We start from the raw sequence: 19685 nt of genomic DNA on the forward strand, positions 1-19685 counted from the left end.
GGATATTCTGGTGCAGAGGCCGGCCCGTCTAAGCCACGCCTGAAATTTCCGCGACAGCGTCACCGGCAAGAACCTTCGCCAGATGGGCGCGGTATTCGCCGCTGGCATGGATATCATAGAGCATGTCATCCAGAGGCAGCGCGAGCCGCTCCAGCGCCTCCGGGTGGAAGCGCTCATTGAGCGCCTCTTCTGCCGCAGACCAGCGAAACACGCCATCGCGGCCGGCACCGGTGATGGCGACGCGCACACTCCCTGGCACACCGGCCACGAAGACGCCGACAATCGCAAACCGGGAGGCAGGATTGCGAAACTTCAGATAGGCGGAGCGACGCTGAAGGGGAAAACGCACCCCGGTGATGATCTCCCCCTCTTCAAGCGCAGTCTCAAACAGGCCCAGGAAAAAGGCGTCTGCCCCGATTTCGCGCCGGTCGGTAAGAACGGTCGCGCCAAGCCCCACACAGGCAGCCGGATAATCGGCTGCCGGATCATTGTTGGCGATGGACCCGCCAAGCGTTCCGCGATTGCGCACCTGCGCATCGCCGATCTCTCCGGCAAGGGCGGCAAGGCCCGGAACATGTCTGCGAACGGCCTCGGCGCCTGCCACCTGTGCATGGGTGCACATGGCCCCGACAATGATCGCATCAGGCTCGATGCGGATCTTTTTCAGAGCGCTGATCCCTGTCAGATCGACCAGCATGTCGGGCGCGGCCAGCCCCTGCTTCATCGTCGGCAGCAGGGTCTGCCCGCCGGCAAGCAGGCTCGCCTCATCGGCCTCGCCCAGAAATGCAGCCGCAGCCTCCACGCTTTCAGCGCGCCTGTAGCAGAACGGGTTCATGCAGAGATCTCCTGCGCGCCCTGGCGGATCGCCTTCACGATGTTCTCGTAGCCGGTGCAGCGGCAGATATTGCCTTCGAGCTCATGCCGAATGGTCGCCTCATCCAAAGCCGCGCCATGACGGCGCACCATATCGAGCGCCGACAGGATCATTCCCGGCGTGCAGAAGCCACACTGAAGCGCATGGCATTCGTGAAACGCCTTCTGCATGGCGTGCAGGTTTTCGCCCTCGGCAAGCCCCTCAATGGTGGTCACCTCCCGCCCCTCGCACTGCACGGCAAGCATGGCGCAGGATTTGATCGCCTCGCCATCGACATGCACCACACACGCGCCGCACTGGCTGGTGTCGCACCCGACATGCGTTCCAGTCAGGCGTCTGCGCACCCGCAGGAAATCCACGAGCAGCGTGCGGTCTTCGATGTCTTCGGTCACGGCCTCGCCATTGATGCGCATGGTCACGCAGGTCATGGACATACCTCATGGCGCTTCAGCGCAGACGATCTGCAGCACACAAACCAGACGTCAGATGCCGACATGGCGATGCACCAACTCTGAATCGCGCTCCAGATCGGCGCTTGTGCCCGACCAGACCGTACGTCCTTTTTCCAGAACGTAATGATGGTCGGCAAGGCGCTTGAGCACCTCGACATTCTTGTCGATCAGCAGGATCGACTGGCCTTCAGCCTTGAGGCGCTCCAGACATTGCCAGATCTCGCGGCGAATGACGGGGGCGAGCCCCTCCGTCGCCTCATCGAGGATGAGAAGATGCGGATTGGTCATCAGCGCGCGCCCGATCACCAGCATTTGCTGCTCACCGCCCGACAGGGTTCCAGAAGACTGCCCCGCCCGCTCGCGCAGACGCGGGAACATCTCGTAGACCCGCTGCAGCGTCCAGGGATTGTTGCGCTTCAGCCGGTTGCTGGCCGTCGCTACAAGGTTCTCCCGCACGGTGAGCGTTGGGAACACCTGGCGCGATTCCGGCACCAGCCCGACACCGAGGCGGGCGACCTTTTCGGGTGCGGCCGCGGTAACATCCCTGCCGCGAAGCTGCACCTTGCCGGACTGCGCCGGCAAAAGCCCCATGATGGTGCGCACCGTGGTCGTCTTGCCCATGCCGTTGCGACCGAGCAGGGTCACGACCTGCCCCTCTCCGATCTCCAGTGCGACATCGAAAAGGATCCTGCTTGCGCCATAGGCGGCCTGAAGCCCTTCAACGCTCAGCATAGCTCGTCTCCTTCGCCCAGATAGGCCGTCTTCACATCGGCATTGCTTCGGATTTCATCGGCGCTTCCGGTGGCAATGATCCGCCCGTAAACAAGAACGGAAATGCGGTCGGCCAGCGCGAACACGGCATCCATGTCGTGCTCGACCAGAAGCATGCTGAACTGTCCTTTCAGGCTCAAAAGCAGGTCGACCATCTGCTGGCTCTCCACATGGCCAAGACCGGCCATGGGTTCATCCAACAGGAGCAGGCGCGGCCTCGTGGCAAGCGCCACGGCGAGCTCGAGCTGCTTGCGTTCGCCATGGGCGAGGTTCGCCACCAGCTCACCGGCGCGCTCCTCCAGCCCGACACGGCGCAGAAGCACTGCCGCTTCTTCCTGCAAATCGGTGTCGCGCCGGGCGCTCGCCAGAAAGTGAAAGCTGTGGCCCTTCTGCACCTGGCAGGCGATGGAGACATTCTGCAACGCGGTGTAATCCGGCAACAGGCAGGTGATCTGAAACGTCCGGGCCAACCCGCGCGCCACGCGATCCGGTGTCGGCAGGCTGTCGATCTTCTGACCGTTCAGGCTGATGTGGCCAGCGTCGTGCGCCAGCTCGCCAAAGAGCTGCGAGATCAGTGTGGTCTTGCCCGCACCATTGGGTCCGATCAGCGCATGGATTTCGCCCGGCTCCACGGTGAGGCTCACATCGTCGGTGGCCGTCAGACCGCCAAAACGTTTCTGCAGGTTCTCGACCTTGAGGATGGAACTGGTCATGAGCGGCTCCCGAAAACACGCTGGAGCAAGGCCTGCACGCCGCCCTGCGTATAAAGGACAACGAACAGCAGGATGAAGCCGAGGCCGAGCTGCCAGTTCTCGGTCCACGAGGCGAGCAGCGTTTCCAGCACGATGAACGTGCCTGCGCCGATCAGCGGCCCAAACACGGTTCCGACCCCGCCGAGAATGACCATCACCATCAGTTCGCCCGATTTTGTCCAGTGCAGCATGTCCGGGCTGGCAAAGCGCATGAAGTTGGCCATGAGCGCACCGGCCAGTCCGGCCCCCATGCCCGAGATCACGAAGGCGACCAGCTTGTAGCGATAGGCGTGCAGGCCGATGGCCGCCATGCGCTGTTCGCTCTGCCGCAGGCCGGCAAGCACGTAGCCGAAGCGGGAGTTCACCAGCCGCGTCAGAAGCGCGAAGAACAGAACGGCGATTGCCAGACAGACATAGTAGACGGTCTGCTTGTCACGCATGTTCAGCCCCGGAACCTCGTTTGCACGGCGGATGATCAGCCCGTCATCGCCGCCATAGGCCTTGAGCGAGACGAAGAAGAAGAACAGCATCTGCGCGAAGGCCAGCGTGATCATGATGAACTGAATGCCGCTGGTGCGCAGCGAAAGCGCGCCGATGATCGCAGCGACCGCCCCGCTGACGAGAATGGCCAGAGGCAGGGTGATCAGAAGCTGATTGGTGCCCGGCAGGAAGCCGAACAGCGGTTCGCCCGATGCGTAGTGCTGATAAAGGATGCCGACCACATAGCCGCCGACACCGAAGAAGGCTGCGTGCCCGAAGCTGACCATGCCGCCGAAGCCGAGGATGAAGTTCAGGCTGGCTGCGGCGATGCCGTAGATCAGAACCCGCGTTGCCAGCGAGGTGAGCGCCGGCTGCCCCAGCATGTCGGCGATCACCGGCAGTGCCAGAAACACTGCCAGCAGGCCGATGCCCAGGAGAGTTTTGCTTGATGATTGTGTCATCGAAATAATCAATCCGAAACTTACGAGTGCGCCGGGAAGAGACCCTTGGGCCTGACAAGCAGAACAAGCGCCATGAGAAGGTAGATGCCCATCGAGGAGAGGCCCGCGCCCAGCGCATCGGCCTCGGAGCCCGCCATGATCTGCCTGAGGAAGCCCGGCAGATAGGCACGGAGCATCGTGTCGAAGACGCCGATGATGAGGCTGGCGAAGAACGCGCCGCGGATCGACCCGACGCCGCCGATCACCACGACGACGAAGGTCGTGATGAGGATCTGCTCGCCCATTCCCACCTGCACCGCCAGGATCGGGCCGGCCATGTAGCCGGCGAGGCCTGCCAGCAGCGCGCCCAGCCCGAACACGATCGTGTAGAGCATGCGGATATCGACACCCAGCGCGCGCACCATGTCACGATTGGTGGAACCGGCCCGCACCAGCATGCCGATGCGTGTGCGGTTGATGACCAGGTAAAGACCAAGCGCCACGAGCAGACCGACGGCAATGATCGCGAGCCGATAGCTCGGATAGAACAGGCCGGGCAGAAGCTCGACCGAACCGCTCAGCGCCGATGGCAGGCCCACGAACAGGGGCTGTCTGCCGAAGATGAGCGTGATCACCTGGTTGGAAATGAGGATCAGGGCGAACGTGGCCAGCACCTGATCGAGGTGATCGCGCTTGTAGAGACGCCTGACGACGAGGAATTCCATCGCCGCGCCCGTCAGCGCCGCAGCGGCCAGCGCCGCCGGAATGCCGGCGTAGTAGACGCCCGTCTCCATGGCGACATAGGTTCCGGCATAGGCCCCGATCATGTAGATCGAGCCATGCGCCAGATTGATGATACCCATGATACCGAAGATCAGGGTCAGTCCCGCGGCCATCAGAAACAGCATTACGCCGAGTTGCAGACCGTTGAGAACTTGTTCGAGAAACAGAGTCATTGCGTTTCGCTGGCCAGTTGCTCAGAGATTGGAAGGAAGCGGCCGCTCCGGCGCAAAGGCCATCGCGACCGCCATATGCGTGTGATTAAAGGCTGCACTCGGCGGCATAGACGTCGCCGTGATCCTCAAAGACCGTTCCCACGGTCTTGAGTGCCGGCTTGCCATCCTCGCCATCGACAACCTTGAGAGAGAACCAGTCCTGAACCGGATGCTGGTTGGGACCGAAGGCGAAATCGCCGCGCACGGATTCGAAGGCTGCTTCGCGCATGGCGTTGCGGAACGCGTCCGCATCGTCGACGGAACCGCCCGTCGCCTTCAGCGCCGCGGCAATGGCGCGCGCCGCATCGTAACCCTGGCTCGCATAATAGGTGAGCGGACGGTCATAGGCTTCTTTCCAGGCAGCCACGAAAGCTTCGTTGGCGCTGTTCTCGAAGTCCGTGTTCCAGTGGCTGGACACGTTGACGCCCTTGGCGGCATCGCCAACCGCGTTCAGGATAACCGCATCCATGGACGGTTCGGCGACCACCATCGGCACGGTTTCGAGAAGGCCCGCCTGCTGATACTGGCGCAGAAACGCAATGCCCAGACCACCGGGATGGAACTGGAACACGACATCCGGCGCGGCGTCGCGGATCTGCGCCATTTCGGCGGCGAAATCGGTCTGGTCGAGGCGGGTATAGACCTCACCGACGATATCGCCCTTGAAGAACCGCTTGAAGCCGGAGATGGCGTCCTTGCCGGCCTGATAGTTGGGGGCCAGTACGAAGGCCGTCTTGTAGCCCAGATTGGTCGCGTTCTGTCCCGCGCTTTCATGCAGGCTGTCATTCTGCCAGGACACCACGAAATAGTTCTCGTTGCATTCCTTGCCGGCGAAATTGGACGGCGCGGCATTGGGGCTGATGTAGAAAGCGCCTGCATCGACAATGTCCGGCACGGTGGCGCCGGCAACGTTGGAGAAGACGATACCCGTGAAGAGCTTCACGCCCTCATTGTTGAGGTAGCGATCCGCGATCTGGCGGCCATTGCCCGGTTTCAGACTGTCATCCTCGACCATCAGTTCCACCGGAACACCGCCGAGCTTGCCGTCTTCTGCGTCAATGGCCAGCTGGAAACCGTCGCGAATGTCCTGCCCCAGATAACCGGCCGGGCCGGACAGCGTGGTGATCATGCCGATCTTGACCGGCTCCTGCGCCGCCAGCGGGGTCGCTGCGGCTGCAGCCAGCACACCGGCCAGAATGGTCTTTCTCAATGTCATTTCCCGTTCTCCTCTGGTTCCCGCGCTGTGCGCGTTGTTGCCGGCTAGCTGACGTCCTCGACCGCGAGGGGACAGAACCGGAAGCTCGTCTCATCCGTTTTCAGACGACCGAAAACGGGGGCTGGAAAGTGGTAGGGTGCGAGAACAGCATTGCCTGCCGCAGCCTGGGCCAGAAGCCTCTGCCGGGTGCTGCAGGCCTGTTCCGGGTTCTCACAGAAGTTCGAGCTGACCGCCGCATCATCCAGCTGCAGCGGATGATGGATGGCATCGGCCGGAAACATCACGTCGCCGTGCGGGGTCGACAGAATGACGGCAGCCATTCCCGGTGAATGGCCGGGGGCCGGCTGGAAGCAAAGCCCCGGCGCAATCTCCGCGTCCGCAGCGACCGCTTCGTAACCGACCGTCTCCACGATGGGAGCGATGCTGTCGGCGAATGCGCCGTGCAGCGTTCCCACACCGTCCGGGCCAACGCCATCGTTCTCACGGTCGATTGCCGACCAATGGTCAAGTTCGGCCCCGCACACCACGTAGCGCGCGGAGGCGAAAGTCGGCTGCCAGACACCCTCCACCAGACATGTGTTCCAGCCAACATGATCTGCGTGGAGATGCGTGTTGATGACGATGTCCACCTGCTGCGGCGCAACGCCGAGCGCCGACAGCGCGTCGAGAAAGGAGCCGCTGCGGCGATGCCAGGCCGGACGGTCGGGCCGCTCCTTGTCGTTGCCGACACCGCAGTCGATCAGGGCGGTGAAATCCGGTGTTTCGATCAGGTAGCTGTTGAAGCTCAGCCGCACCGTTCCGTCCGACGCGTTGACCGTGCCGGACGGAGCGCGGGTTTCGGCAGCCGCCAGAGCGTCGGACGACAATGCGCCGAAAATGGCTTTTGCCGGCCACGCAATGTTTGCGATGTCGGGGATGCATGTCACCCGCACCGGGCCGCATTCCAAACGGTCGACAACCATGTCGACGCCCTCAAGTTTCTGCCGAATTACCCGCATGTCGTGCGCCTCAGAAGCTGCAGTCTTGGGCGAATGGATCGCCGTGAGCAGACATGAGTTTCTTGCGCGTCTTCAGAACCAGTTCACCCGCATCGTTCTTTTCAACACGCATCGCGTACCAGTCCTGGACCGGATGCTGGTTTGCGCCGAACTCGAAAGCACCGCGTGTGGTCTCGAAGTCGGTCTCGCGAAGGGCGCTCCGGAACGCATCCAGATCGCTGATGTCGCCCTCGACCTTGCCGAGCGCCGACGCGAAGGCGAGCGCCGTGTCATAGCCCTGCGCCGCATACATGGTGGGCGTGCGGCCGTAGGTTTCCTCGAACTGCGCCACGAAGGCCGCATTGGTCGGGTTGTCGAGATCGGTGTTCCACGCGCCGGAAACATTCAGGCCCTCGGCAGCGTCGCCAACAGCCTTCAGGATCGCGTGATCCATCGACGGCTCGGAGACAACCATCGGAATGGAGCCAAGCAGGCCCGACTGCTGATACTGGCGCAGGAAAGCGATGCCCAGACCACCGGGCTGGAACTGGAAGACCACGTCCGGCGCGACTTCGCGGATCTGCGCCATCTCGGCGGCGAAGTCGGTCTGGTCAAGGCGCGTGTAGATCTCGCCGACGATCTCGCCGTCGAAATAGCGCTTGAAACCGGTGATCGCGTCCTTGCCAGCCTGGTAGTTGGGTGCGAGCACGAAGGCGCGTTTATAGCCGAGGTCGCTGGCGTTCTTGCCGGCGCTGCCCTGCATCGTGTCGGTCAGCCAGGACAGCACGAAATAGTTGGGGTGGCAGCCCGCGCCGGCGAACTCCGAGGGCCCGGCATTCGGGCTGACAAAGATCGCGCCCTCATCGACGATATCGGGAACGGTCGCACCCGCCACATTGGAGAAGATGATGCCCGTGAAGAGCTTCACATCTTCATTGTTCAGGAAGCGGTCGGCGATCTGGCGACCATTGCCGGGCTTCAGTCCGTCATCCTCAACGAGGATCTCGACCGGAACGTCGCCAAGCTTGCCGTCATTCATCTTGACCGCGAGCTCGAAACCGTCGCGGACGTCTTGTCCCAGATAGCCCGCCGGCCCCGAGAGCGTGGTGATCATGCCGATCTTGACCGGTTCTTGAGCCCCACCGGTCACCACGCTCCCCAGGAGGCCGGCGAGCGCGAACAAGCCTGCTTTCATGTTTTTCATTTTATCGTTTCCACTTTGCAGGAGAGGTTAGAGTTGAACCCAATTCGCAGGCGGCTCCTTGCCCGGATGAACCGTTCCGCAATTGGGACAGATGCGCGCCTTCTCGTCGGCGTAGAACGCCTCGTAGATGGGCGGCAGGTCACGCACAATGCTCTTGAGTGAAACCTCGACGCGTTTGACGAGCGCCTGGCATTCGAAGCAATACCACTCGAACGCGTCGCGTTCGTCGGGCTGGCGCTTGGGTTCTACGACCAGCCCGACAGAGCCTTCCTGCGGACGTTGGGGTGAATGACGCACATGCGGCGGCAGGAGAAAGATTTCCCCCTCGCGGATCGGCACGTCATGGAATTCGCCATTGTCGACGACCTTCAAAAGCATGTCGCCGCGCAGCTGGTAGAAAAACTCCTCCACCGGATCGTCATGATAGTCGGTGCGTTTGTTGGGGCCGCCAACGACCGTCACCATCATGTCTGCGTCTTCCCAGATCTGCTGGTTGCCCACCGGCGGGCGAAGAAGATGTTCGTGTTCGTCGATCCATTTTGAGAAACTGAAAGCCGACAGTCTTCTTTTCGTCGTCATGTCAAACTCCCGTTTTTCCGCTGCCGTGGATGCGCCTGCGCCCATTCTTGCGGCAGGGCACGCCAGATTGTTTCGCTGGTTAATGGCATCTGCAGCTTGTGCGGACCGAACGGCGCGACCGCATCCGAGACCGCATTGAAGATCGCGGCTGGCGCCCCGATGCAGCCGGCCTCCCCCACGCCTTTCGCACCGAGTGCGTTGGCCGGAGAAACGGTCTCCAGTTTTGCGATATCGACGGCTGGGATGTCGATGGCGCGGGGCACGGCATAGTCCATCAGGGATCCCGTCAGAAGCTGGCCGTCATCGTCATAGACAATGCGCTCCATCAGCGCCTCACCAAGCCCCTGCGCCATGCCGCCGACCAGCTGGCCGCGCACAAGCATCGGATTGACGACGCGACCGGCATCGTCCACCCAGGAGAGCTTCTCGAAGGTCGGCGCGCCGGTGCGCGGATTGATGGACACAAACGCGAGGCAACAACCGCTGCTCCACGCTTCGCCTTCGGCGTGGTAGACGACGGAACCGGTCAGAAGCGGCTTGAGGGCCGGACCGGGTGCTTCTCCCGCCACATGATCGGCCAGGGCATTCCAGCTTATCGATGCAGCGCCCACAACACCGGCCGAAATACCCTCACGGGTGAAAAGCAGGATTTCCGGATCGCACTGGAAAAGCCCGGCGGCGATCTCCGTCAACTGGCCCCGTAACATCTCGCAGGCGCGAACGACTGCGCTGCCGCCGATGGCCGTGCCCCGGCTCGCCAGCGCGCCGATGCCGCCGGAAAGATCGTCGGTATCGCCCTGCCGGACGGCGATGCGATCGGGCGAGACCTGAAGCATGTCGGCCGCGATCTGGGCGAAGGCCGTCTCGCGTCCCTGCCCCTGCGCGCTCGCCCCGGTCAGGACCTGAAACATCCCGTTGCGGCAGAAATTCACATCCGCGCTTTCCCAGCCCTGCCCGCAGGGTTCGATGTAGAGCGCCAGACCGAGACCGACGACTTCACCGGCAGCCCGCCGTTCGTCACGCTGCGCAAGCAGGGCCTCATAGCCTGCATGGCTGCGCATCCTGTCGAGGAGCTGTCCGTAATCGCCGGAATCGAGCGTCTGGCCGGTCGGCGTCGTATAAGGAAAGGAGTTTGCGTCGATCACGTTTCTGCGGCGCAGTTCCAGCGGATCGATTTTCAGCCGTTTTGCCGCAGCATCCATCAGGCGCTCCAGCAGCATTGCCGCCTCGGGACGGCCTGCACCCCGGTAGATGCCAACGGCGGCGCGGTTGGCGCGATAGCCCTTCAGGTCGATGTCCATTGCCTGAACCCGGTAGGGGCCGGGAAGGATGCGGCTCGCATTGCGACCGGGAATGGCGGCGCTGTAGGGCATCCAGTGACCAAGCTGAAACGCCAGCCGCGCCCGGAGCCCGAGCAGAACGCCATCTGCGGACAAGGCCAGTTCGCCCTCGCTGCGCGCGCCACGCCCCTGCGTCGCGGCGAGCAATTCCTCACCACGGGTGGCGCACCATTTGACCGGCGCCTTCAGATGCCGCGCTGCCCAGGCGACAACCACATCTTCGGGATAGATCGACGATTTCCCGCCGAACGCACCGCCAACATCCGGCGCGACAACGCGCACCTGCGCCAGAGGCAGGTCGAGAATGCGCGCAAGATCCTCACGCACCCGGAAAGGGGTCTGCGTCGAAGCCCAGACGGTCAGCGTGTTCCGGGACCAGTCGGCAAGCGTTGCGCGCGGCTCGAGCGCGGTCGGAGCCACCAGCGCGTGTTCCACCGACACAGTGACAATGTGCGCCGCCTGCTCAAAGGCCGCGTCCACATCGCCATCGGTGTGGTGGTGTGCGTAGATCTCGGCTTCTGCCGCTGCACTGCCGCCCTCCGACGGCTCCACATCCAGAAACACGCTCTGGGCGGCGTCACGGGCAGCGGAAAGGGACGTTGCGATGATGGCGGCAACAGCCTGACCTGTCGCCTCGACAACACCCTTTGCCAGTGGACGCAGCGGGCGCGCGCCCATATCCGCCAGTACCAGATTAATCGCTGATGCGCCCAGATCACCAAGGTCGTCAGCGGTCAGAACGGCGACAACGCCTTCCGCCCGCCGGGCCGCTTCAACATCCAGCGCGACGATCTCGCCGCATGGATAGGGGCTGCGGACAAATTCCAGGAAAAGACAGCCCTCGGGCAGGAGATCGTCGACATATTGGCCGCCACCGCGCACAAGGCGCATATCCTCGACACGCAGAAGGCTGCGGCCAAGCCATGCATCTTTTCGTGCGGAGGTGTTCTCGCCGATATCCAAACTCTGCTCCCCATCGCGATCCTTGGTGGATCGTCGTTCGTTGGCGAGAAGCAAACATGGAATTCATCTATATGACCATCTGGATTTATCGTATTAATTTATCAGTTTTCATTATAAGAACGCCATATGAAGGTCACCATCAGACAGATCGAAAGCTTTCTTGCCGTTGCCAATGAGGGAAGCTTCTCCGCCGCAGCACGACGCCTCGGCTCGGCGCAGCCCGCACTATCCCAGGCCGTTCGGGATCTGGAGCTGGAGCTTGGCGTGCGCCTGTTTGACAGAACGACCCGGCGCGTGGAGCTGACGAGCGCGGGACGCGAGTTCATGGGCGCGTCTGGCAAGGTTCTGGAAGATCTGGATCACGCCGTGCAGAACGCGCGCGATCTTGCTGATCGCAAGCGGGGCCGCATCCGCATCGCCGCACCGCCACTGCTGGCGGCAGTCGTGTTGCCGCAGGCGATTGCCGAGTTTCAGGCGCAGCATCCCGGCATCAGGCTGGAGCTGGTCGATGTGGGCACCGAGCAGATCGTGGAAAGTGTGCTCAATGGCCAGGCCGAGTGTGGGCTTGGCACATTTCCGCCGGGCGAGACGGGCATTGAGCGGACCGTTTTGATGCGGGACAATCTGATGCTTTTTTGCGCCTATGACAGTCCCTTCACCGGAAAATCGACTGTGGAATGGGCTGATCTGGATGGGCAGCCCCTGATCACGCTGACACGCGACAGCGGCATTCGACTGCTGGTCGAGGTCGGTTTCGAGACCGTGCGCCTCCCGCTGAAACCGGCCTTTGAGGTTTCGCTGGTGACAACGGCTCTGGCACTGGTGGAGGCCGGGCTCGGCGTTGCCGTTCTGCCCACCTATGCGCTCGCTTCAGCGCAGCATCACAAGGTGACCGGCAAGATACTCACCAATCCCAGCATCGCCCGCGAAGTGGTTCTGATCCACGCCAGCGGCCGCTCCGTCGCGCCGGCAACAGCCGCCTTTGCAAGCGTGGTGCGGCGCATGGCGCAAAGGCTCACACCGCGCGAGCAGAGCTAGGGTCGGGATCTAGGGTCAGGACCGCTCCGGGCTGCCTTCGATCATCGCAACGAGCGCCCTGGCGAGATCGGTATCCGCATTGGCCAGATCGGAGATCACGTCGAAATGGTGGCGGTCCGGGACTTCCATCAGCGTGGAGGTCAGTCCCGCTGCCGACCACATTTCATGATAGGCGCGCGACTGCCGGCGAAAACCCGCCGGCTCGCCTTCTGCATAGGCGACGATGATGGGCGGGCCGCTCGCGGGAATGTTCTCGGCAGGGCTGAGGTCAGCCACTTCCTGCGGTGTGAGCGACATCCATTCCTGCACAAAAGACCGTGCGATGGGGGCCAGGTGGAACAGCCCGCTCACCGGCATCGCACCCTTGATCACATTTGTCGGAACGCCGAATTCCTCATGCCAGCCGGCCGAGAGCAGTGCGCCCGTCAGATGACCGCCTGCCGAGCTGCCGCCCACGAAGATGCGTTCGGGATCGACGCCGTGGACCTTTCCCTCCCGCCACAGAAACGCCAGCGCCGCACGAACCTGACGCACGATTTCGCTCAGGCTCACGGCCGGGGCAAGTGTGTAATCGAGGACGGCAGTGGCGATGCCCTTTTGCGCAAGCATCGACGCCATGAAGCCTGAATCCTGCTTGGAAAGCGCGCGCCAGTAGCCGCCATGCACAAAAAGGAAGACGGGCCGCGCCTCGCCCTCACGCACGCCGAAAATATCGAGGGTCTCGCCGCTGGTCTGGTCGTAAACCACGTCGCGCAGACCAGCGAGCGGGGCGCAGGCCTCCTCCGACAGCCGGCGATAGCGCGCCATCTCGTCGGCGAATGCCTGCTCAGACACGGATGCCCGCGCATTGTAGTCGACATCGAGAACGTCCTTCGGCAGCGCTTCCTCGCCGGCGAACGGGCTTGTCGTCATCATGTGTCTGACCTTTCGTGATTGAGCCCGAGGCAGGCGAGGCTGCCTGCCCGCATATGGCTACCCCTTCAGGGATTGCTCCCGAAATACTGCACCGCAAGCTCGCGGATCGTCCCGTCCTCCCGGGCCCCGATCACCTCGACGGTGAGCGGCTTGCGCAGCGGGCTCTGCGGCGGCAGGCCGAAGCCGTATTTGTCGGGATTGAAAACCGCGCCGACAACCGAGAAAGGCGCTGCCGGGTGGTTGTTGGCGAAATACTCCAGCACCGGCTTGTCGCCGATGATCGCATCCACATGCCCCCTGAGCAGAGCGTCGGCGGAGCGGGAGATATTCGGGAACGGCACCACAGCCAGTCCCGCAGCCTGTGCGAATTCCTCGGCCGTGCTCCCGTCCGTAACCGCGATAACGCGGCCACCGAGATCGGCAACGCTGTGAATTTCGCCACGCAGGGACAGGGTGGTCATCACACTGGTTACCGAAGAGGTCACGAATGCGACGACGATCACACCGAAGACGAGCCACAGGCCCTGCCAGACACGCCCGAACCAGCCAAACAGGTTCTTGCGAGCAGGCGGCTTGCCCGAGGTGGCAATCGTCATGACAGAGTAAAAGCTCTCCGCCAGCCCGTCGCGCCAGCGTTTGGGAAATGATTTGTCGAAATGCCGGTCAAAGAGCGTGTAGCCAAACGTGGCGGCGAGAACGACGAAACCAAGCCATGCATAGGCTGTGAGGAAGCCTGAATCCCGCAGGCCCCGCAGCAGGTCCCACAAGCCGTTCGAACCACTGTCATTGACCATGATGCGCAGACCGGAATCGAACCATGGCTGCGTGAATTCGATGCGTTCGGCGCGCGTCTCGGTGATCGTGAGATTGGTGACGGCGACATCCAACTCGCCTGCGGCCGTTGCATTGACCATCTCGCTTACCGTGTCGAACGGCACGTAGCGATATTCCAGCTCCAGTTCTTTGGCCAGATACTCCCAGAGATCGATGGCCATGCCGGAGAAGCGCCCTTCCTCTTCGGAAACGAAGGGCGGGCTTTCGTGAACCCCGACGATCAAAGGTTCGTCCTGTGCGGCGGCGGGTGCTGCGACACCCAGGGTCATGGCGCAGATGACAGCCAGCGCCAGACGCTGAAACCAGATGGCGGAAAAGCGAAGAAGGCCGCGATTACGAGGTGGCGTTTGCTGGTTCGTCATGGTGGCGTGCACGGAAAATCAGGGGGAAAATCAGGGAAGGATCGAGATGGTGATAAAGGCGGCGAAGATCACCAGGTGAATGCCGCCCTGCATGATCGTGGTTCGCCCGGTCGCCAGCGACAGCGTGCTGGTGAAGAGCGTCAGCACGAGAAGCACCATGTGCTCGGACGCCAGACCGAGGATCAGCGTCTTGCCCTGAAAAACCGAAATCAACGCAACGGTAGGAATGGTCAGACAGAGGCTGGCGAGCGCCGAACCGAGCGCCAGATTGAGGCTGGTCTGGAGACGGTTCTGTGCAGCCGCGCGGATGGACGCAATGCCTTCGGGCATGAGCACCATCAGGGCGATGACCACGCCAACCAGTGCGTCGGGCAGGCCGGCCTGTTCGATCTTCTCCCCCACGGGATCGGCCAGGATTTCCGCGAGCATGACAACGGCGACAAGCGACACAGGCAGCGCCAGAAGCGAGGATATGAGCATACGGCGCGGCGGAGGCTCATGCGCATGATCGTGCCCATGTCCCTGGGGCTCTCCTATATCGAGAAAGTCGTCGCGATGGCTGAACATCTGGACGAACAGGAACAGCGCATAAAGGCTGAGCGAAACGACGGCGACGAAGATAAGCTGTGCCGGCGCATAAACCGGCCCCGGCTCGCCGACCGTGAAGTTCGGCAGCACAAGACCGAGCACGGCCAGCGTGCCCAGAACGCCCAGAGCCGCCGTGGCGCTGCGCCCCTGAAAGCCCTGCTCGTGATAGCGAATGCCGCCGACCAGCAGGCAGACGCCGACAATGCCGTTCAACACGATCATGATGGCTGCAAAAACGGTATCGCGGGCCACCGGACTGTCGCCCGCGGGATCGGCCAGAAGAACGGACACGATCAGCGACACCTCGATAATCGTCACGGCCAGCGCCAGAAGGATCGAACCGAAGGGCTGGCCAACCCGATGGGCAATCACCTCGGCATGATGGACTGCGGAAAAAACCGACAGAAACAGAAACGGCGCAGCGAGGAGTAACAGAAAAACTGAAGTCGTTTCACCGGCCTGATGTTCGATGAAGAACGATAAGCCAAGTGCCACAATGGGCGCTGCGAGTGTCCAGGCTGGATTACGAATCATTTCGCCAATCTTCCAAGCAATAAATATCGAAGCGTATGTGAGGGGCCTGACGCCAAACGGTTAGCCATATTACGATTATGCGCATCGAAGCATTATCCTGTGCCCTGCGGGAATGAAACCCGCGCATTTTTTAAAGCTGTTCACAGGAAACATGGTTCTTCGGGCTGTTCATTCGAATTCGGCCTGTTTTTTCGCAAGTTTTCAGCGAATCCAGCCCATGACCACCCCATGGCCACGTATTTTGCGAGCGCCGCCAAACGACTAAACGCGTGAGAAGAAGTAAAATGGCGGTCTTGACCTTGCCTTCCAGAAACGAAAGAACTCCAATAGATGCTATTGGCGCCGACACGTTTTTTGCAGGAACGCTGTAATCTTGGTGTCGAATTGATGGCCTAAGTCTGGAAGCAAGTGCAGCGCGACCGCTGCGGGTTTGAGTAGCAATGGGGCGTTGTGTGTCGCGAACAACAAGAGTCACTGTTTCCCGTCTCCCCAGGCTTGCCCTGCTACTGGCCCTGAGCGCCTTACCGGCAGCCTGTGTATCCGAGATGTCCGAGCTGACCTCGCCAGCGCCCGACCAGGCGTGGAATGCTGAAGGCAAGAGCGGCGACTATTCTGTGCCGGCAAATATGGAGGCGGCTTCCCCCATCTCCAGCGCCGACCAGCGCTCTCCCGCATCGTCCACCCCTCAGATCCGCAGGGACCACGCCTACACGCTGCCCGAGCTGATCGACATGGGGCAGCGGCTGAACCCTGCGACGCGCGTTGCATGGGAGCAGGCGCGGCAGGCGGCCACCGCCGTGGGCATGGTCGAGGCCACCTTCCTGCCCGTCATCACGGCCAACATCATCGCCGGTCAGCAGGAGGTGACAACGCCGATCCCCACGCTGACAGGCGGCACAGCCTATCTCGACACGACCGTCAGCGGCGCGGTTCCGAGCGTCACCCTGCAATGGCTGATCTTCGATTTCGGCGAACGACAGGCATGGCGCGACGCCGCCAAGCAGAACGCCTATGCAGCCAGCGTGAGCTTCAACGGCACGCATCAGGCGCTGATCTACAACATCACGCGCGCCTATTATCAGTATGGTGCGGCCAGCAGGAACCTGCAGATCGCGCGGCAGACGCTGACCAACAGCCGGCGTCTGCAGGATGCCGCCAACACACGCTACAAGAACGGTGTCGGCACCACGATCGAAACCGCACAGGCGAAACAGATCGTCGCCCAGTCCGGTTTCCGCCTCGTGCAGGCCGAGGACACGGCGCGCGATTCCTATCAGGATCTGCTTGGCGCAGTTGGCCTCTCGCCCCACACCAACATCAAGATTGCCAGCGATGCGGCGCGTCGTCTGCCGCGCCCCCGCGCCCTGCCGACAGAGGAACTGGTCAGGACCGCGCTCGCCCGCCGGCCCGACGTTCTGGCAAGCTACGCAGCGGTGAAGGCCAGCGAGGCCAATGCCCGCGCCGCCGACGCCGCCTTCATGCCAAAAGTCTATCTCGGCGCGATGGCAGCCGCGAACAATGGCCGCATTCAGGCCGGCAGCCTGCCGGGCCTCGGACTTCAGAACACCTCGACCGGCATCGTCGTCGGCGCTTCGGTTCCGATCTATGATGGTGGCCTGCGCGCCAACCAGCGCCGTCAGGCGCAGTCGGTAACGAGGGCGGCCATCGCCACCCATGAGCAGGTGCGCACCGCAGCCATCCGCGAGATTGTCGTCGCCTCCGACACGCTGCGCTCGGCGCTGGCTTCGCACAGCGCTGCGAGCGAACTCGTCAATGCGGCCGGCGTCACCTACAACGCGTCGTTCGAGGCCTTCAAGAACGGGCTGGTGCCGATCACCGATGTGACGACGGCGGAGACCGGGCTTCTGGACGCGCGACAGGCGCAGGCCGACGCCCATGCCGCCTCGCTGATCGCGGCCTCCACGCTCGCCTTCTCGCTCGGGAACATGACCTCCAAGAACGCACCGTCACAGGCGGTTCGCTAGTTCCGGTCATTGTTGCGCCGGAACACAATCCATTCGCCCAGGAGAATATGATGCGGCTTCGTTTGGGAAAGAAATACGGGCACCTGGTTCACGGCCTGAACTGTGCCTGCCACAGTCCTGAAGCGCTCAGCCTTTTTCAGCGTGTCGACAAGGGCCTGTCGCGCCGCTCGGTCCTGCGCGGCATCGCGGCAACACTGGCCGCGCCCGCTCTTGGCGTTGCCTCGCCAAGCTTCGCGCAGCCGGCTCCAAAGCCGATCCTGCTCAAGAATGTGCGTATTTTCGATGGCCGTTCGGCGCAGCTCATCGATGGCAAATCCATCCTGATCGAAGGCGCGCGCATCGCAGCCCTGCCAGCGCAGGACGACACCGTGAGCGATGCCGAAATCATCGATTGCGGCGGACGCACGATCATGCCCGGCATGATCGACGCGCACTGGCACACAATGCTTGCCGGCATTTCCCAGATGACCGCGATGACAGCGCAGGTGCCCTATGTGCATCTCGTTGCGGCCGAAGAGGCGGAGCGCACCGTCATGCGCGGCTTCACCTCGGTTCGCGATGCGGGCGGCCCCTCCTTCTCTGTCAAGCGTGCGATTGATGAAAGCCGCATCCCCGGCCCGCGCATCTACCCGTGCGGCGCCATGGTGTCGCAGACTTCGGGCCATGGCGACTTCCGCCCGCTCTACGAGCTGCCGCGTTCGCCCCAGACCAATCTGAGCCATGCGGAAGAAGCGGGCATTTCGGCGATCGCCGATGGCGTGCCGGAAGTTCTGCGCCGGGTGCGCGAACAGCTCATGCTCGGAGCGAGCCAGATCAAGATCATGGCGGGCGGCGGCGTTGCCTCCGCTTACGATCCGCTCGACAGCCTTCAGTTCACCGAGGAAGAAATCCGCATGGCCGTGACGGCCGCTGAAGACTGGGGCACCTATGTGTGCGCCCATGTCTACACCTCGAATGGCATCAAGCGCGCCCTGGCCGGCGGCGTCCGCTCCATCGAGCACGGGCAGCTTGCCGATGAAGAGGCAGCGCGCCAGATGGCCGACATGGGCGCGTGGTGGTCCATTCAGCCATTCCTCGCCGATGAAGATTCCAACATGTATCCCAATCCGCTGCAGCGCGAGCAGCAGAAGCTGATTGCCGAAGGCACGGTGCGCGCCGTGGAGCTGGGCAAGAAGTTCGACGTCAAGATGGCGCTGGGCACCGACATCCTGTTCAACCCGCAGGCGACCGCCAGCCAGGGCAAGCAGCTGACCAAGTTCGCCCGCTGGTATGACAATGCCGACGTTTTGCGGATGCTGACGAGCGGCAATGCCGACCTGCTGGCGATGTCGGGACCGCGCAACCCCTATTCCGGCAAGCTCGGCGTCGTTGAAGCCGACGCCTTTGCCGATCTTCTGCTGCTCGACGGCAATCCGCTGGAAAACATCGACCTGATCGCCGATCCCGAGACCAGCATGAAGCTGATCATCAAGGATGGCCGCATCCAGAAAAATACATTGGGAGCATAGGAATGCGTGCATCACTGGCTGTTCTGGCTGCCGCCACCCTTACAGCGACTGCACTTGGCGCGAAGGCCTCGGACCTTCCTGCTCCCGCACAGAACGAGGGCGAAACCCAGCGCCCGTGGGTGCTACAGATCACGCCCTATGTGTGGGGCACGGGCCTCAGCGGCGATGTGTCGCCGTTTCGCCGCGGCCCCACAATCGGCATCAAAAAGAGCTTCTCCGACGTGATTGAGGATCTCGACTTCGCCGGCTTCGTGAATGTCTGGGGCCGGTATGAGCGCTTCGTGTTTTCAGCCGATATGCTCTACGTCTCGACCACGGACAGCAAGGTCGTCCACGGCACGATCCCGCGCCCGCCCCTCTCCGTGCGGCTTGATGCATCGATCGACACCAGGCAGTTCACCTCGACGCTGCAGGCCGGCTACCGCGTGATCGAAACGCCTGACTTCACATTCGACGTGCTCGGCGGCGTGCGCTTCTGGCACATCTCGAATGATGTCGATCTGGACGTCGAGGTCGCCGGCCAGAAGCGCAGGATCAGCTATGGCGAGGATTTCGGCTGGGTCGATCCGGTCATCGGCGCGCGCGCGTTTCTGCGCATGACGGAGAAGCTCTCGCTTCAGGCACAGGCCGATGTCGGCGGGTTTGGCGGTGGATCGAACTCCACCTGGTCGGTTCTGGCCACCGCGAATTACACGATGACGGATCACCTGTCCGTGTCAGCCGGCTACAAATATCTCGACATCAATTACGAAGATGACGGGCACGTGTTCGACACGACCATGAGCGGGCCGGTTATCGGTCTTACCTATCGCTTCTGACCAATCGGCATAACGGTTTCGGGCATGCATGGCCCAAAACCGCCCGCAACCAGCAGCGTC

Annotated in this window: 18 protein-coding genes; 4 read left to right on the forward strand and 14 right to left on the reverse strand. The window is 62.5% G+C overall.

Annotation, left to right across the window (positions count from 1 at the left end):
* Positions 1 to 28 precede the first annotated feature (28 nt).
* From NDI72_RS08115 to NDI72_RS08165, 11 genes are all read right to left on the reverse strand, one after another.
* Positions 29 to 835: an FAD binding domain-containing protein gene (locus tag NDI72_RS08115; RefSeq protein WP_283800166.1), complete on the reverse strand. Its 807-nt coding sequence runs from the start codon at positions 833 to 835 to the stop codon at positions 29 to 31.
* A complete protein-coding gene (locus NDI72_RS08120) occupies positions 832 to 1302 on the reverse strand; it encodes a (2Fe-2S)-binding protein (RefSeq protein WP_206546960.1) in 471 nt (156 codons plus the stop codon). The genes NDI72_RS08115 and NDI72_RS08120 overlap by 4 nt, the downstream gene beginning before the upstream one ends.
* Positions 1303 to 1356: 54 nt before the next feature.
* Complete coding sequence (locus NDI72_RS08125) at positions 1357 to 2058, reverse strand: ABC transporter ATP-binding protein (protein WP_206546959.1); 702 nt, start codon at positions 2056 to 2058, stop codon at positions 1357 to 1359.
* Positions 2052 to 2810: an ABC transporter ATP-binding protein gene (locus tag NDI72_RS08130; protein ID WP_206546958.1), complete on the reverse strand. Its 759-nt coding sequence runs from the start codon at positions 2808 to 2810 to the stop codon at positions 2052 to 2054. The genes NDI72_RS08125 and NDI72_RS08130 overlap by 7 nt, the downstream gene beginning before the upstream one ends.
* The gene (locus tag NDI72_RS08135) at positions 2807 to 3790 is read right to left on the reverse strand and encodes a branched-chain amino acid ABC transporter permease (RefSeq protein ID WP_206546957.1); all 984 of its coding nucleotides are present in this window, start codon (positions 3788 to 3790) and stop codon (positions 2807 to 2809) included. The genes NDI72_RS08130 and NDI72_RS08135 overlap by 4 nt, the downstream gene beginning before the upstream one ends.
* Positions 3791 to 3810: 20 nt before the next feature.
* Positions 3811 to 4725, reverse strand: a complete 915-nt coding sequence (locus tag NDI72_RS08140) for a branched-chain amino acid ABC transporter permease (protein ID WP_206546956.1) — start codon at positions 4723 to 4725, stop codon at positions 3811 to 3813.
* 85 nt (positions 4726 to 4810) lie between these two features.
* Positions 4811 to 5980 carry an ABC transporter substrate-binding protein gene (locus tag NDI72_RS08145; RefSeq protein WP_206554323.1) on the reverse strand — a complete coding sequence of 390 codons (1170 nt, stop codon included), beginning with the start codon at positions 5978 to 5980 and terminating at the stop codon, positions 4811 to 4813.
* 44 nt (positions 5981 to 6024) lie between these two features.
* Positions 6025 to 6978, reverse strand: coding sequence for an MBL fold metallo-hydrolase (locus NDI72_RS08150; RefSeq protein WP_283800167.1), 954 nt, complete (start codon positions 6976 to 6978; stop codon positions 6025 to 6027).
* Between the two features lie 10 nt (positions 6979 to 6988).
* A complete protein-coding gene (locus NDI72_RS08155; protein WP_283800239.1) occupies positions 6989 to 8152 on the reverse strand; it encodes an ABC transporter substrate-binding protein in 1164 nt (387 codons plus the stop codon).
* 36 nt (positions 8153 to 8188) lie between these two features.
* Complete coding sequence (locus NDI72_RS08160; RefSeq protein ID WP_206546953.1) at positions 8189 to 8740, reverse strand: 3-hydroxyanthranilate 3,4-dioxygenase; 552 nt, start codon at positions 8738 to 8740, stop codon at positions 8189 to 8191.
* Complete coding sequence (locus tag NDI72_RS08165) at positions 8737 to 11043, reverse strand: xanthine dehydrogenase family protein molybdopterin-binding subunit (RefSeq protein ID WP_283800168.1); 2307 nt, start codon at positions 11041 to 11043, stop codon at positions 8737 to 8739. The genes NDI72_RS08160 and NDI72_RS08165 overlap by 4 nt, the downstream gene beginning before the upstream one ends.
* Before the next feature lie 126 nt (positions 11044 to 11169).
* Here NDI72_RS08165 and NDI72_RS08170 point away from each other — a divergent pair, with 126 nt between their 5' ends.
* Positions 11170 to 12081 (forward strand): LysR family transcriptional regulator, encoded by a 912-nt coding sequence (locus NDI72_RS08170; RefSeq protein WP_206546952.1) that lies wholly within the window; start codon positions 11170 to 11172, stop codon positions 12079 to 12081.
* A 15-nt stretch (positions 12082 to 12096) separates the two neighbouring features.
* On the opposite strand, the gene NDI72_RS08175 is transcribed toward NDI72_RS08170, so the two are convergent.
* The 3 genes from NDI72_RS08175 to NDI72_RS08185 form a co-directional block, all read right to left on the reverse strand.
* Complete coding sequence (locus NDI72_RS08175; RefSeq protein WP_283800169.1) at positions 12097 to 12996, reverse strand: alpha/beta hydrolase; 900 nt, start codon at positions 12994 to 12996, stop codon at positions 12097 to 12099.
* A gap of 65 nt (positions 12997 to 13061) precedes the next feature.
* A complete protein-coding gene (locus NDI72_RS08180) occupies positions 13062 to 14192 on the reverse strand; it encodes a transporter substrate-binding domain-containing protein (protein ID WP_224924715.1) in 1131 nt (376 codons plus the stop codon).
* A gap of 30 nt (positions 14193 to 14222) precedes the next feature.
* Positions 14223 to 15314: a calcium:cation antiporter gene (locus tag NDI72_RS08185; RefSeq protein WP_206544609.1), complete on the reverse strand. Its 1092-nt coding sequence runs from the start codon at positions 15312 to 15314 to the stop codon at positions 14223 to 14225.
* Between the two features lie 440 nt (positions 15315 to 15754).
* Here NDI72_RS08185 and NDI72_RS08190 point away from each other — a divergent pair, with 440 nt between their 5' ends.
* From NDI72_RS08190 to NDI72_RS08200, 3 genes are read left to right on the forward strand one after another with little or no spacing between them, the layout of a single operon-like run.
* Positions 15755 to 17299, forward strand: coding sequence for a TolC family protein (locus NDI72_RS08190; RefSeq protein WP_502888381.1), 1545 nt, complete (start codon positions 15755 to 15757; stop codon positions 17297 to 17299).
* Between the two features lie 50 nt (positions 17300 to 17349).
* Positions 17350 to 18807: a metal-dependent hydrolase family protein gene (locus NDI72_RS08195; protein ID WP_206546950.1), complete on the forward strand. Its 1458-nt coding sequence runs from the start codon at positions 17350 to 17352 to the stop codon at positions 18805 to 18807.
* 2 nt (positions 18808 to 18809) lie between these two features.
* Positions 18810 to 19625, forward strand: a complete 816-nt coding sequence (locus NDI72_RS08200; RefSeq protein ID WP_283800172.1) for a DUF481 domain-containing protein — start codon at positions 18810 to 18812, stop codon at positions 19623 to 19625.
* Positions 19626 to 19685: the final 60 nt, after the last annotated feature.

This window comes from Nitratireductor sp. GZWM139, from assembly GCF_030068685.1.
In the GTDB taxonomy this organism is placed as follows: Bacteria; Pseudomonadota; Alphaproteobacteria; order Rhizobiales; family Rhizobiaceae; genus Nitratireductor; species Nitratireductor aquimarinus.